Annotated in this window: 14 protein-coding genes and 3 tRNA genes; 11 read left to right on the top strand and 6 right to left on the bottom strand. The window is 52.9% G+C overall.

The annotated features are described in order from the left end of the window. The first annotated feature begins 167 nt into the window (after positions 1-167). Entirely contained in the window at positions 168-746 is a 579-nt protein-coding gene (gene sodB / locus M2406_RS05250) for a superoxide dismutase [Fe] (protein ID WP_259189054.1), read from the top strand. A gap of 53 nt (positions 747-799) precedes the next feature. On the opposite strand, the gene M2406_RS05245 is transcribed toward sodB, so the two are convergent. Further along, positions 800-889: a YnhF family membrane protein gene (locus M2406_RS05245; RefSeq protein ID WP_004943739.1), complete on the bottom strand. Its 90-nt coding sequence runs from the start codon at positions 887-889 to the stop codon at positions 800-802. A gap of 323 nt (positions 890-1212) precedes the next feature. On the opposite strand from M2406_RS05245, the gene purR reads away from it, so the two are divergent. After that, complete coding sequence (gene purR, locus M2406_RS05240) at positions 1213-2238, top strand: HTH-type transcriptional repressor PurR (protein ID WP_012144926.1); 1026 nt, start codon at positions 1213-1215, stop codon at positions 2236-2238. Here purR and punR read toward each other — a convergent pair. After that, positions 2235-3179: a DNA-binding transcriptional activator PunR gene (punR, locus tag M2406_RS05235; protein WP_259189051.1), complete on the bottom strand. Its 945-nt coding sequence runs from the start codon at positions 3177-3179 to the stop codon at positions 2235-2237. The two genes, purR and punR, sit on opposite strands and share 4 nt — an antisense overlap. A gap of 123 nt (positions 3180-3302) precedes the next feature. On the opposite strand from punR, the gene punC reads away from it, so the two are divergent. Then, complete coding sequence (punC, locus tag M2406_RS05230) at positions 3303-4511, top strand: purine nucleoside transporter PunC (RefSeq protein ID WP_017892658.1); 1209 nt, start codon at positions 3303-3305, stop codon at positions 4509-4511. A gap of 340 nt (positions 4512-4851) precedes the next feature. Further along, complete coding sequence (cfa, locus tag M2406_RS05225) at positions 4852-6003, top strand: cyclopropane fatty acyl phospholipid synthase (RefSeq protein ID WP_012144923.1); 1152 nt, start codon at positions 4852-4854, stop codon at positions 6001-6003. 81 nt (positions 6004-6084) lie between these two features. Here the strand turns inward: cfa and M2406_RS05220 are convergent, their stop codons facing one another. Together M2406_RS05220 and M2406_RS05215 are read right to left on the bottom strand one after the other, a co-directional pair. Further along, complete coding sequence (locus M2406_RS05220; protein WP_017892657.1) at positions 6085-6381, bottom strand: I78 family peptidase inhibitor; 297 nt, start codon at positions 6379-6381, stop codon at positions 6085-6087. Between the two features lie 29 nt (positions 6382-6410). Next, a complete protein-coding gene (locus M2406_RS05215) occupies positions 6411-7061 on the bottom strand; it encodes a riboflavin synthase (protein ID WP_012144921.1) in 651 nt (216 codons plus the stop codon). A 242-nt stretch (positions 7062-7303) separates the two neighbouring features. Between M2406_RS05215 and M2406_RS05210 the strand changes: the two genes are divergently transcribed. From M2406_RS05210 to M2406_RS05180, 7 genes are all read left to right on the top strand, one after another. Continuing rightward, complete coding sequence (locus M2406_RS05210; protein ID WP_012144920.1) at positions 7304-8680, top strand: MATE family efflux transporter; 1377 nt, start codon at positions 7304-7306, stop codon at positions 8678-8680. A gap of 193 nt (positions 8681-8873) precedes the next feature. After that, positions 8874-8950: transfer RNA gene (locus tag M2406_RS05205), tRNA-Val, on the top strand. A 21-nt stretch (positions 8951-8971) separates the two neighbouring features. Next, positions 8972-9048 (top strand) — tRNA-Val (locus M2406_RS05200). 21 nt (positions 9049-9069) lie between these two features. Further along, positions 9070-9146 (top strand) — tRNA-Val (locus M2406_RS05195). Between the two features lie 141 nt (positions 9147-9287). Further along, a complete protein-coding gene (locus M2406_RS05190; protein ID WP_012144919.1) occupies positions 9288-9593 on the top strand; it encodes a cupin in 306 nt (101 codons plus the stop codon). Positions 9594-9995: 402 nt separating this feature from the next. After that, positions 9996-11408 carry a pyruvate kinase PykF gene (pykF, locus tag M2406_RS05185; protein WP_012144918.1) on the top strand — a complete coding sequence of 471 codons (1413 nt, stop codon included), beginning with the start codon at positions 9996-9998 and terminating at the stop codon, positions 11406-11408. A 308-nt stretch (positions 11409-11716) separates the two neighbouring features. Beyond that, positions 11717-11953, top strand: coding sequence for a major outer membrane lipoprotein (locus M2406_RS05180; protein ID WP_005165631.1), 237 nt, complete (start codon positions 11717-11719; stop codon positions 11951-11953). 140 nt (positions 11954-12093) lie between these two features. Here M2406_RS05180 and M2406_RS05175 read toward each other — a convergent pair whose 3' ends face one another. Together M2406_RS05175 and sufE are read right to left on the bottom strand one after the other, a co-directional pair. Then, complete coding sequence (locus tag M2406_RS05175) at positions 12094-13107, bottom strand: L,D-transpeptidase family protein (RefSeq protein ID WP_112363790.1); 1014 nt, start codon at positions 13105-13107, stop codon at positions 12094-12096. Between the two features lie 294 nt (positions 13108-13401). Continuing rightward, positions 13402-13815 (bottom strand): cysteine desulfuration protein SufE, encoded by a 414-nt coding sequence (gene sufE / locus M2406_RS05170; protein ID WP_012144916.1) that lies wholly within the window; start codon positions 13813-13815, stop codon positions 13402-13404. Positions 13816-13907 lie beyond the last annotated feature (92 nt).

Raw genomic sequence — 13907 nt, 5'->3', positions numbered from 1 at the left:
CGCTCTCCCCTGATCGTTTCCCCAAACCTCGTAGTCATAGCCAATCCCTTGCCCGTTCCCCCTGTAATTCATCGCGAAAATTGCTAAGCTAAATACCCACAATAAAAACAGGCCAATCTAATACCCGTTGTTACGACGGTGGACTGGCACTGTACAAGGAGAAAGCAATGTCGTTCGAACTTCCTGCATTACCTTATGAAAAAAACGCCCTCGAACCGCACATTTCCGCAGAAACTCTGGAATACCATTATGGCAAGCATCACAACGCCTATGTGGTTAACCTGAACAATCTGCTGAAAGGCAGCAAGTTTGAAGGGTTGTCCCTCGAAGAGATCGTTAAGGCCTCTGACGGCGCCATCTTCAACAATGCGGCCCAGGTATGGAACCACACTTTCTATTGGCACTGTCTGTCGCCACAGGGCGGCGGTGAGCCTGAAGGTAAACTGGCCGTGGCGATTAATCAGGCATTTGGTTCTTTCGCCGAATTTAAACAGCAATTCAGCGACGCCGCAGTGAAAAACTTTGGCGCAGGCTGGACCTGGCTGGTGAAGAAACCGGAGGGTTCGCTGGCGATTGTTAACACCTCGAACGCAGCGACACCGCTGACCGGTGATGATAAACCGCTGCTGACCGTCGACGTTTGGGAACACGCCTATTACATCGATTACCGCAACGCACGACCTGCCTACCTGGAAAACTTCTGGGCACTGGTTAACTGGGCATTTGTGGAAAAGAACCTGGCGTAACGCGGGGAAAAACAATCAGGCGCAGCGGGCTGCGCCTGTTTTACTTGAGGGGATCAGTTCAAAGCAGCGGTGAAGCTGAAAGCAATAATCACGGCCAGCGCACAAACGGTGGTGAACAGTGACATTTTCAGATCGGTATCCATTACAACTCCTTTTCAGATTGGGTTTCCCAAGGGTAAAAGGCACACAATTAATGCGTCAAACCATTTTCACACAGTTGAACAATAAAATCTTGTTATCATTTCCCGGTTTATTATACCGATTACCTCTTCCACTTTGGCTCAATATGGGACAAAATTCGCAGTTCACAACTGTGTACCGGCAAAATGCCCCTCCTGACCAAGCGCTGACGACTTCAACACACTAAAAACTCAGTTTTCGCTTCTTTGGAGAAGGATCTACGCAGGCAAACGATTAACATCACACTTACATACTGCAACATGTGAGTTCAGGAGTCATTCTTTACATGGCAACGATTAAAGATGTGGCCAAACGCGCTGGCGTTTCCACCACCACCGTTTCGCACGTCATCAATAAGACTCGTTTCGTCGCCGAAGAGACAAAAGCGGCCGTTGGCGCTGCGATTAAAGAGCTGCATTACTCACCCAGCGCCGTAGCGCGCAGCCTGAAGGTCAATCACACCAAATCGATTGGCCTGCTGGCCACCTCCAGCGAAGCCCCCTACTTTGCCGAAGTGATCGAGGCGGTAGAAAACAGCTGCTACAGCAAAGGCTATACGCTGATTTTGTGTAACTCGCACAACAATCTGGACAAACAGCGGGCCTATCTGGCGATGCTGGCGCAAAAGCGTGTTGATGGTCTGCTGGTGATGTGTTCGGAATATCCAGACCAATTGCTCGGCATGCTGGAAGACTACCGCAACATCCCAATGGTCGTGATGGACTGGGGCGCGGCCCGCGGTGATTTTACCGATAGCATCATTGATAACGCCTTCGCAGGCGGCTATCTGGCCGGGCGGTATCTGATTGAACGCGGTCACCGCGATATCGGAGCCATTCCAGGCCAACTGTCGCGCAATACCGGTGGCGGCCGCCATCAGGGCTTTTTAAAAGCCATGGAAGAAGCCAATATTGAAGTACGTGACGAGTGGATTGTTCAGGGTGACTTTGAGCCGGAATCCGGCTACAAGGCCATGCACCAGATCCTGTCGCAAAAACATCGCCCGACCGCGGTATTCTGCGGCGGCGACATCATGGCGATGGGCGCGATCTGCGCCGCCGACGAACTTGGGCTGCGGGTGCCACAAGACATTTCGGTGATTGGCTACGATAACGTGCGTAACGCCCGCTATTTCACCCCGGCACTGACCACCATTCATCAACCCAAAGAGCGTTTGGGTGAAATGGCGTTCACCATGTTGCTGGACCGTATTATCAGCAAGCGTGAAGAGTCGCAGGTGATTGAAGTGCATCCGAAACTGATTGAGCGTCGTTCGGTCGCTGACGGCCCATTCATCGATTACCGCCGCTAATTGCTAATGCCGGAGGCCGCTGTGGTTTCCGGCACCACTTCGCTTAGCCATTCCTGATTCAGCGTTTCACTGTCCCCCAGGTAATCCAACAGCCAGGCCATCGCCGGTGATGGCGTATTCTGCTGCCAGGTCAGACAACAGGGGCTGGCCGGAAACGGCTGCTGCAGCTGCAACGCTACCAGTTCCCCACGCTGCACCAATGGCAAGGCCTGATGCGCCGGCATCATGCCAACGCACAGGCCGGCACACAGACAATCCAGCGCCGAGGCCCAGTCCGGCACCACCAGCCGCCGTTGGTTGTCCAGTGTCCAGGTGACCCGCTTGGGCAGGTTGCGCGAGGTATCTTCCAGACACAGCGACGGGAAAGGCCGCAGTTGCTCATCATTCAACAGGCCATCCATCATCGCCAGCTGATGCTGCGGACTGACCACGCACAGCCAGCGCATGTCGCCCATATCGCGAAAGGCAAACCCGCCGCCGACCGGCACCGCACGCGTCGCCCCAATCGCCATATCAGCACGCCCGTCCACCAGCGCATCCCAGACGCCGTTAAACACCTCAGGTTGAACCATCAGTTCTACGTCGGGGAAATGGCGATAGAAGTCCAGAACCAGTTGGCGGCAGCGCTGGGGTTTAACAATGATGTCTACCGCAATTTTCAGTTGGCCACGCCAACCGTTAGCCACCTGCTGACACTGGCGGCGGGTGTCGAGCATTTTTTTGATGACACTGCGTGCCTCCTGCACAAACACCACGCCGGCCGGGGTCAGTTCCACGTCACGATGACGCCGTTCAAACAGCGGAACCGCCAGCCATTGTTCCAATTGCCGCACGGTATAACTGACCGCCGAGGGCACTCGGTGCAGCTCATGCGCCGCTGCGCTGAAGCTGCCGGTGCGGGCGACCGCATCTACCACATCGAGAGAATATTCAGACCACATAACCTTGCCTTCAATTTTTTTAACAGCACCTCGCAAATATTACCGTTTCACAAGCAGAGATCCAGCCGGATACACTTGCCGGCGCTAAAAACCTGCGACAATAAAATATTAATGAGAAATACCATGCGAAATTCCTTTGGTTTTATGTTCTATCTTGCCGGCCTGAGTATGCTAGGTTACCTGGCCACCGACATGTACCTGCCCGCCTTTGGCATAATGCAGCAAGACCTGCAAATTTCCGCCGGGGCGATCAGCGCCAGCCTGAGTATCTTCCTGGCCGGCTTCGCCTTTGCTCAATTGCTCTGGGGGCCACTTTCCGACCGCCTCGGCCGTAAACCGGTGTTGCTGATTGGCCTGGCGCTGTTTGCCCTGGGTTGCCTTGGCATGCTGTGGGTACAAAATGCTGTTCAACTGTGGTCACTGCGTTTCATCCAGGCCATTGGCGTCTGTTCCGCCGCCGTTACCTGGCAGGCACTGGTGATTGACCGCTACCGTGAAGGCAAGGCCAACCGGGTCTTCGCTACCATTATGCCGTTGGTGGCACTTTCACCAGCGCTGGCGCCGTTGGTCGGAGCCTGGCTGTTGAACCACATGGGTTGGCGTGCCATTTTTGCCGTGCTGCTGGGCATTACCATCATTCTCCTGCTGCCGACTCTGCTGTTGAAAGAAAACGCCAAACCCTTGCCTTCCGCAGAAAAGAAAAACAGCCTGACCTTCTGGCAACTGCTTAAATCCCCGGTGTTCAGCGGCAGCGTTACCATCTTTGCCGCCTGCTCAGCCGGCTTCTTCGCCTGGCTGACCGGTTCACCCTTTATTCTTGGCGATATGGGGTACAGCCCAAATGATATCGGCCTGAGCTATGTGCCGCAGACCCTGGCCTTCCTGTTAGGGGGTTATGGCTGCCGCACCGCGTTAAATCGCATTAATGGCAACACCTTACTGCCGTGGCTGCTGGTAGCTTATGGCATCAGCATGGTGGCGTTATATCTGGTTGCCACGCTGACCGAGCCAACGCTCACCACGCTGCTGATCCCGTTCTGCGTGATGGCGCTGGTCAACGGTGCCAGCTACCCAATCGTAGTGGCGAATGCGTTAACCCCGTTCCCGGAAGGCACAGGCAAAGCCGCAGCGCTGCAAAACACCCTGCAGTTGGGCCTGTGTTTTGTCGCCAGCATGCTGGTATCGGCCTTTATCGAACAGCCGCTGTTGGCAACGGTGACGGTGATGGTTTCTACGGTAGTATTAGCCGCATTGGGCTATATGCTGCAACGGGGAAAAGTGATGGATGAACAGCAGGCGACGCGACAGGAACATGCTAACTCTGCGTCATAATTATATGTATTAATAATCACTTAAAGAATATTTTTGCCGAGTGCGATTTACAGTTGAGTAAGCGCCTCGGCAAGCCTATACTCAAAACGACCTTTTAAAATAACACTTTTATAATTTCTTTATCACAAATTGCTGTTGTGTACGCGTATGGCGTCACACTTTTTTAAGGATTGTCTTTCCAGCGTTTCTTGCGCAGGAACCTTCTTAAAATTTTCCTCTGTTCATAGTCGGATATCAGACGCCACGGGGCTTTTTACCGTAGGTAAACGTATGCACCCGCAGAATTTGTCTAAGCTATTTTTTGGCGGGTCATAAGTCAGAAGAAGGTGATGGAGAAGCTATGAGTTCATCGTGTATAGAAGATGTGAGCATCCAGGACAACCCATGGTACCGTATCGCTCATGAAATGCTCAGCATGGCCGGTATTGAAATAAACGGCTCACGCCCATTCGATATTCAGGTTAAAAACCCCAATTTTTTTAAACGCGTGCTGCAAGAAGGCTCTCTGGGCCTGGGTGAAAGTTATATGGACGGCTGGTGGGAATGTGAACGGCTGGATATATTTTTTCAACACGTGGTCCGTGCCGGTCTGGAAAAGAAACTCCCCCACCATCTTAAAGATACTTTGCGTATTGCCGCCGCGCGACTCACCAATTTGCAATCGAAGAAACGCGCCTGGATAGTCGGTAAAGAACATTACGATCTGGGGAACGATCTGTTTACGCAGATGCTCGATCCGCATATGCAATATTCCTGCGCCTACTGGAAAGAAGCCACTACGCTGGAAGAAGCGCAAGAAGCCAAGCTGCGGATGATTTGCGAAAAGCTGCAACTGCAGCCGGGTATGAATCTGCTGGATATTGGCTGCGGCTGGGGCGGACTTTCCGCCTATGCGGCAAAAAATTATGGTGTTTCGGTGGTGGGCGTGACCATTTCCGCCGAACAGCAAAAACTGGCGCAGGAGCACTGTGCCGGGCTGGATGTCGAAATCCGCTTGCAAGACTACCGCGATTTACACCTGCAGTTTGACCGTATTGTTTCAGTCGGCATGTTCGAGCACGTCGGTCCGAAAAATTACCACACCTACTTTAAAGTGGTGGAACGTAATTTAAAACCGGACGGTCTGTTCCTGCTGCACACCATTGGCTCGAATCGGACAGATATGAATGTTGACCCGTGGATCAACAAATATATCTTCCCGAATGGCTGCCTGCCGTCGGTCTCGCATATTGCCCAGGCCAGTGAGGGGCATTTCGTGATGGAAGATTGGCATAATATTGGCGCCGATTATGATCGCACCCTAATGGCCTGGTACGAACGCTTCAAACAGGCGTGGCCACAGCTTGCCCAGCGTTATTCCGATCGTTTCGAACGCATGTTCAGCTATTATCTAAACGCCTGCGCCGGCGCCTTTCGCGCACGTGATATTCAACTATGGCAAGTGGTATTCAGCCCGAAAGGGGTTGAGGGTGGTATTCGCGTAACGCGATAATCGCGACTCCACGCAATAAAAGAACCCCGGCTAGCTTGCACTGACCGGGGTTCTTTTTATGTATTGACCAACGCGGGTATATCAGCCGCAATACACGCGGATGATCTTATCATCGCTGTCACCGAGGAAGTTCAGGCGACGCAGGTTAAAGTCCATCGTGACCGCAGAGTTATACGGAATAGCGCGCACTTGCGACTCAATCTGCACGCCTTCCAGCGCTGACATCGGTTTACCGACATAGCTCTGATATTGCGCCGCGCCACAGGTATCATTCTCTGTATCCACTGCGGTATTGGCCGCGCCCTGCTCAGGCGAGCTGCTACAAGCACTCAGCGCCAGCAGCGCCGTTAACATCAACGTTTTCCCATAAAACTTCACGCGATTGCTCCTCTCTGGTTTGTCGTTCGTCAGATCTTCTGCGCCAGCGCACTCGCCGCCGCCATTGCCGCTTCACGGCTCGCCAACACCCGCTCGACAGTATCAACCACCGCCTGCGTTTGTGGATCGATCTCAATATTCACCTTATCACCCAGACGTTTTTTACCCAGCGTGGTGCGCTCCAGGGTTTCCGGGATCAGATGTACGCAAAAACGGTTATTGACTACCTCACCGATAGTCAGACTAATACCATCGATGCCAATGAAACCTTTGTGCAGAACGTATTTCATCAGTTCCGCATCCGGCATGCGCAACCACACCTGACGATTATTCTCAGAGGTATAAATCTTGGCCACCTCTGCCGTGCAGATAATATGGCCGGACATCAGGTGACCGCCAATTTCATCATTAAATTTGGCCGCTCTTTCGATGTTGACCACGTCACCCAATGCCAGCTCACCGAGGTTGGTCAGGCGCAGCGTTTCTTTGATCAAATCAAAACTGACGCGGTTGCCCTCTACCGCCGTGACGGTCAGACAGCAACCGTTATGAGATACCGACGCGCCAAGCTCCAGCCCGGGCAGCAGTTCAGTGGGCATCTCGATGACATGAGTACGGAAGTTGGATTTTTCATCAATGGCGACCAGCGGCGCGGTGCCTTGTACGATACCGGTGAACATGTGGGCCTCTTCTTTCTAAAAATGTTTAAAGCGCTTGGGGCAGTTTGCCCCAGTTGACGAGGAAAACCAAACCCGAGGCGACAAAAAATCTGCGGCTGCGCATTTAATAACTATTTCATCACAGCATTTGCTTAACCACGCCGAGCGGGTACAATCTTTTTGAGAAAATTCCGCTATTTTTAATTGTTGTCCTTTCACGACGACCCTTCCCTCCATCATAAATAAATAGAAAAGGTGTATGCGTGCAGAAGTACTTAATTGAAGCGCGTAGCTTATTGGCCCTCGCAATCCCGGTGATCATCGCGCAAATATCACAAACCGCAATGGGTGTGGTTGATACCATTATGGCCGGTGCCTACAGCGCCACAGATATGGCAGCGGTTGCCGTTGGTACCTCAATCTGGCTACCGGCTATCCTGTTCGGCCACGGCCTGCTGCTGGCGCTAACGCCGGTGATTGCACAGCTGAACGGCGCCGGCCGACGCGATCGCATCGCTCATCAGGTCCGTCAGGGCTTTTGGCTGGCGGCCGCCGTCTCACTGCTGGTGATTATCGTGCTGTATAACAGCAAGTTTGTCATCGACATGATGCACAACATCGACCCGCAGTTGGCGGATAAAGCGGTAGGCTATCTGCATGCCATTATGTGGGGCGCGCCGGGTTATCTGTTCTTCCAGGTGCTGCGTGGCCAATGCGAAGGCCTGTCGAAAACCAAACCGGGTATGGTGATTGGTTTTCTCGGCCTGCTGGTGAATATCCCGATTAACTATATTTTCATCTACGGTAAATTCGGCATGCCGGAACTGGGCGGCGTCGGTTGCGGCGTGGCAACCGGCAGCGTCTACTGGTTTATGTTCCTGGCGATGCGCTGGTACGTGAAACATGCCCCATCACAGCGTGACATTCTGCCACAGGAAGGCAGCAGCATGCGGCCGGACTGGGCGGCGATGAAACGCCTGTTCGGCATTGGCCTGCCGGTGGCACTGGCGCTGTTCTTTGAAGTCACGCTGTTCGCCGTCGTCGCCCTGCTGGTTTCGCCACTGGGCATTGTTTCCGTGGCCGGGCACCAGATTGCACTTAACTTCAGCGCACTGATGTTTGTGTTGCCATTGTCACTGGGCGTCAGCGCGACTATCCGCGTCGGCTATAGGTTGGGCGAAGGCTCGGTCGAAGGCGCGCGGGTTGCCGCTTATTCGGCTATCGGCGTCGGTATTCTGATGGCCTGCTGCACCGCGTTGTTCACCGCCACCTTCCGCGAGCCAATCGCCCTGCTGTACAACGACAGCCCGGCGGTAGTTGCCATGGCCTCGCAGCTGATGCTGCTGGCGGCGATTTACCAGATCTCCGATTCCATTCAGGTGATTGGCAGCGGCGTTCTGCGTGGTTATAAAGATACCCGTTCAATCTTCTTCATCACCTTTATCGCCTATTGGATCCTGGGGCTGCCGAGCGGTTATGTGCTGGCGCTGACCGATATTCTGGTACCGGCAATGGGGCCAAGCGGATTCTGGATTGGCTTTATCATTGGCCTGACCTTCGCCGCCATCATGATGGCCATGCGCATGCGCTGGCTGCAAAAACAACCGGCGGCGCTGATCCTGCAGCGTTCCACCCGCTAAGCGTCGCTGTCGGCCGGTAAGTTAAACCGGTCGACAGCTTACGCACCATTGTTTGCAGAAAAAACCACCGCACTGCACACAAGCGCAGCAATCGCGTGAAATACCGGATAAAATTACGTTTTTCTCCTTGCCAGCACGCAGGTTGCTCGTTAATATTCGTCCCCGCTGTCAGCCATGACAGACAGGAAAAGATGCGTCCGTAGCTCAGTTGGTTAGAGCACCACCTTGACATGGTGGGGGTCGGTGGTTCGAGTCCACTCGGACGCACCAAATTCCTAAAAGCAGTACAGTGCGTCCGTAGCTCAGTTGGTTAGAGCACCACCTTGACATGGTGGGGGTCGGTGGTTCGAGTCCACTCGGACGCACCAAATATCTAAAAGCAGTGCAGTGCGTCCGTAGCTCAGTTGGTTAGAGCACCACCTTGACATGGTGGGGGTCGGTGGTTCGAGTCCACTCGGACGCACCAAATCATTGTTTCCTCAGTTTCACCCTATCGACTCGCGCTCCCTTTACCGTTAACTCGCCAGTACGATCCCGTAGCTTTGCTCCTGTCACCGCAAGCCGTATCAGGTATCATCAAGGCGAATACCTTATCAGGACCGAATCCATGCTGACATTTACTGCCCAGACCCCGTTCGAGAAACTCGACAACGGCCTCATCCGCCGGCAAGGCATCATGAGCAACGGCGCCCGTGCCACCGAAGTGAAATTCGACGCCGGTACCTTTGGCCAGTTGCAAAAGCGCGATTTCTCTTTGCAAACGCAGGTGGTTTCCGGTGAGTTTGAATTCACTCTGGGCAATGACATTCAGGTGGTGGTAGCCGGGGAAAGCATCGTTATTCCTGCCAACACCGCCAGCGGCTGTTTCTGTCTGACTGCAGGTACCCTGTGGGAAATCATTACCACAGGCTGATCGACAATAGTCTCACCAATGAAGTGGTTATTTGCGCAACAAACACCGGCTAAGGGTTTGCATTTGCGCCATATTTACTGCTGATTTGACGGAACCGAGGTTTTGCATCGGTTTTTTATTTTGTTTCCCGCCGCTTAGCCTTTATAATGCGCAACGTCTTTCAGTTGAATGGTTTCAGCCCTTGATCTGCGAAAACGCAATAACAACACATTTTCATCTCATCACGTTGCGCAGCATCCCCGCATCCCGGCGCGGGCTGAATTTTTCCGCCCCATTTCGACTCTGGTCACCTATCCTTAACTGTGTTTTGCACCACCAGGCACGACTCAAATCCCTTATCAGTGGCCTGACCGCTGGTTTTATTCGTTTTATTATCCATCACAACTTGTAGAAAACTCCGTCATGAAAAAGACCAAAATTGTTTGTACCATCGGTCCAAAAACCGAATCGGAAGAAATGCTGACCAACCTGCTGAATGCAGGCATGAACGTAATGCGCCTTAACTTCTCCCACGGCGATTATGAAGAGCACGGCAACCGCATCAAGAACATGCGTGCCGTGATGGCGAAAACCGGTCAGAACGCCGGCATCCTGTTGGATACCAAAGGCCCGGAAATTCGCACCATGAAACTGGAAGGCGGTAAAGACGCGGCGCTGGTTGCCGGTCAGACCTTCACTTTCACCACCGATCAGAGCGTTATCGGCAACAACGAACGCGTTGCGGTAACCTACGCCGGCTTTAGCGCTGACCTGAAAATCGGCAACACCGTATTGGTGGATGACGGCTTGATCGGCATGGAAGTCACCAACGTGACCGAAAGCGAAGTGATCTGTAAGGTGCTGAACAGCGGCGACCTGGGCGAAAACAAAGGCGTTAACCTGCCGGGCGTTTCCATCCAACTGCCTGCACTGGCCGAAAAAGACAAACGTGACCTGATTTTCGGCTGCGAACAGGGCGTGGACTTCGTTGCCGCTTCCTTCATCCGCAAGCGTTCTGACGTGCTGGAAATTCGTGAGCACCTGAAAGCGCACGGCGGCTCGCAGATCCAAATCATCTCCAAAATCGAAAACCAGGAAGGCCTGAACAACTTCGACGAAATCCTCGAAGCTTCTGACGGCATCATGGTTGCTCGTGGCGATCTGGGCGTTGAAATCCCGGTAGAAGAAGTTATCTTCGCTCAGAAGATGATGATCGAAAAATGTAACCGTGCACGCAAAGTGGTGATCACCGCCACCCAAATGCTCGATTCCATGATCAAGAACCCACGCCCTACCCGTGCAGAAGCCGGCGACGTAGCTAACGCCATTTTGGACGGTACCGACGCCGTGATGCTGTCTGGTGAGAGCGCCAAGGGCAAGTACCCACTGGAAGCCGTTACCATCATGGCGACCATCTGTGAGCGCACCGACCGCGTGATGCCAAGCCGTATCGACAGCCTGCATGACAACCGCAAGCTGCGCATCACCGAAGCCGTATGCCGTGGTGCTGTTGAAACCGCAGAGAAACTGGATGCACCACTGATCGTGGTTGCCACCAGCGGCGGCAAGTCAGCCAAATCCGTGCGTAAATACTTCCCTAACGCTGTGATCCTGGCGCTGACCACCAACGAAACTACCGCTCATCAGCTTATTCTGACCAAGGGCGTGATCCCACAGATGGTCAAGGAAATTGCCTCTACCGACGACTTCTATCGCATCGGTAAAGAAGCGGCATTGGCCAGCGGTTTGGCTCAAAAAGGCGACGTTGTAGTGATGGTTTCTGGTGCACTGGTACCAAGCGGCACTACCAATACTGCCTCGGTGCACGTACTCTAATATAAAACGTGACATAATTATTTTGACAAAAACGCCGCTTTGCGGCGTTTTTTTTAACACTGGTAAACCGTTTTCTCAAAAACGCAACCGCGGATTGCTCATTATTTAGCTAATTATAAATCGGAGTTGTCCCATGGAATCCAGCTGTTTTCCCTACATTTTTTAACTTTTTTTCAAAAGAAGATGCAAGTTTGAGCGAACGATCAAAATAAAGCACTCCAATCCAAAAAAATTATTCTCTTTCGAAAAAAGTTTGTGTAATACTTGTAACGCTACATGGAGATTAACTCAATCTAGAGGGTGTTATAATGAATCGTACTAAACTGGTACTGGGCGCGGTAATCCTGGCTTCCACTATGCTGGCTGGCTGTTCAAGCAATGCTAAAATCGATCAACTGTCTTCTGACGTTCAGACTCTGAACGCTAAAGTTGACCAGCTGAGCAACGACGTGAACGCAATCCGTTCTGACGTTCAAGCAGCTAAAGACGACGCAGCACGTGCTAACCAGCGTCTGGACAACCAAGCACACGCTTACAAAAAGTAAGATAGCTTCGGTTATTGAAAACGGCGCACAATGTGCGCCGTTTTTTTTATCTGTAGCTCCCCCCTGCTTCCCCCTGCCGCCAGGCGAAAAAAAGGGCTCAGCACGCTGAACCCCTCAGGATTATCCATTAAGACCGCGTTTTAATTCACCGAACTGATGGGTGCGCTCTTAAATAGGCCTTTATTCGCTTCCTGTGAGGCTACAGGCGCTAAACTGACTTCAGATGGGTTCTGGCCCAGGTTAACCAGTACCGGCATGCCAGAGCGGCGTACAACCGCGCTGTCGAACACGGCCTTATCGGTCTGCGCATCCCCGACAAAAGCTTTCTCGGTTTTCGACAACGTGATCGGCATGGTCTGCGGATCGTCACTCTCAACTCTCGACAGTGGCTGATGCACTTCTACGTAGCGCTTACCGTCCGGTTCAACGGAGATTTTCACCGGATCGTTGATGACCTGCACGCGTGTGCCGCGCGGAACCATATTAAACAACGCTTCAATATCCGTTGGGCGCAGGCGGATACAGCCGGAGCTGACGCGCATGCCGATACCAAAGTTGGCGTTGGTGCCGTGGATCAGGTATTCACCGTGTCCCATGGCCAGACGCATAGCGAACAGGCCCATTGGGTTTTCAGGCCCGGCCGGTACCACCCCCGGCAGCTTCACGCCTTTTTCCAGGTAGCGTTTACGGATATTGGCCGTCGGCGTCCAGGTCGGGTTCGGGATTTTTTGGCTGACAGAGGTCACCTGCAGCGGCGTGTGCATCCCCGTTTGGCCGATACCGATCGGATAAACAATCACTTTGTTTTCGCCTTTCGGGTAGTAATACAGACGCAGTTCGGCCAGGTTGACCACGATCCCCTCACGCTTGGTATCCGGCAACAGCATCTGGGTCGGGATAGTTAATACCGAGCCAGGCTTGGGCAGGAAGGGGTCGGTGCCCGGATTGGCCTCCAGCATGCCCAGCAAACCAATTTTATAATCGGCGGCAATCGCCTCCAGCGGGCGGCCATCGTTCGGTACGGTATAGGTGGTGTTCTCGCCAATCAGACGGCTGTCCGGCGGCGGCAGCGGGTATTCGCTCGCACTGGCGGCCTGGGTGCCAGTCAGTACGGTGGCAAATAGCATGCCCATTAAACTCAACGCACGTTTCATTATCATCCCTATTATGCTTATTACGGTTCGGCCACAAGGCTAACGGGCACTTGGCGGCGGGTAAATCAGACAAGACCTGATTAATACTAGCAATGCTGCAGTTAAAGGCAATAAGTCCTCTAAAAATCAACATGTTATAACGTAATCGCTTTATGGATTTGTCAATGCAACGTCAAGGGGTAAGCTGCTGATATGTCACTGATTTGCGAGGCGAACGAACAGAGTGTTGAGGGTTTGTAAAGACTCATTGACATAGGAAAAACCAGTAACGTATCAATGAGTCTCACCGCTATGTCAGAATTTGGCAGCCTGACTGCGGATAGCGCGGATCATCGCCTCTAACCCTTGCGAGCGTGAAGGCGTCAGGTGCTGACTCAACGCCAATTCGGCGAAGAAGGGACGAACATCCAGCTCGACGATCTGCTGCGGCGTCATTTGGTGATAGAGGATAAACACCACGGCCAGCAGCCCTTTGACGATGGCCGCATCACTGTCACCATGGAATTCAACACGCCCTTGATCATCAAGCTGCATCACAATCCATACCTGGCTCTGACAGCCGGAAATCAGATTGCCCGCCTGACGTTCAGTATCGTCAAGCGCCGGCAGCTTGGCACCCAGCTCAATGACATACAGGTACTTATCTTCCCAATTCAGGCAGCGGGAGAAATTACGCACTAACTTATCTTTGTCCGGCAAATTCGCCATGAGGATCCTTTCAATCATTCAGGGGGCGGCATGCCGACCCCATGTCACGGACTACCGATATTTATTCACCCGGAGGGATAAAGCCCCGGTTT

This window comes from Serratia sp. BIGb0163, from assembly GCF_024809935.1.
Classification (GTDB): Bacteria; Pseudomonadota; Gammaproteobacteria; order Enterobacterales; family Enterobacteriaceae; genus Serratia; species Serratia quinivorans.
This window is presented reverse-complemented; position numbering and strand designations above follow the sequence as displayed.

Bases quoted from the DNA above. Each gene is read 5' to 3' on its own strand.
- sodB (WP_259189054.1), top strand. From the start codon at position 168: ATGTCGTTCGAACTTCCTGCATTACCTTATGAAAAAAACGCCCTCGAA.
- M2406_RS05245 (WP_004943739.1), bottom strand. From the start codon at position 889: ATGGATACCGATCTGAAAATGTCACTGTTCACCACCGTTTGTGCGCTG.
- purR (WP_012144926.1), top strand. From the start codon at position 1,213: ATGGCAACGATTAAAGATGTGGCCAAACGCGCTGGCGTTTCCACCACC.
- punR (WP_259189051.1), bottom strand. From the start codon at position 3,179: ATGTGGTCTGAATATTCTCTCGATGTGGTAGATGCGGTCGCCCGCACC.
- punC (WP_017892658.1), top strand. From the start codon at position 3,303: ATGCGAAATTCCTTTGGTTTTATGTTCTATCTTGCCGGCCTGAGTATG.
- cfa (WP_012144923.1), top strand. From the start codon at position 4,852: ATGAGTTCATCGTGTATAGAAGATGTGAGCATCCAGGACAACCCATGG.
- M2406_RS05215 (WP_012144921.1), bottom strand. From the start codon at position 7,061: ATGTTCACCGGTATCGTACAAGGCACCGCGCCGCTGGTCGCCATTGAT.
- M2406_RS05190 (WP_012144919.1), top strand. From the start codon at position 9,288: ATGCTGACATTTACTGCCCAGACCCCGTTCGAGAAACTCGACAACGGC.
- pykF (WP_012144918.1), top strand. From the start codon at position 9,996: ATGAAAAAGACCAAAATTGTTTGTACCATCGGTCCAAAAACCGAATCG.
- M2406_RS05180 (WP_005165631.1), top strand. From the start codon at position 11,717: ATGAATCGTACTAAACTGGTACTGGGCGCGGTAATCCTGGCTTCCACT.
- M2406_RS05175 (WP_112363790.1), bottom strand. From the start codon at position 13,107: ATGAAACGTGCGTTGAGTTTAATGGGCATGCTATTTGCCACCGTACTG.
- sufE (WP_012144916.1), bottom strand. From the start codon at position 13,815: ATGGCGAATTTGCCGGACAAAGATAAGTTAGTGCGTAATTTCTCCCGC.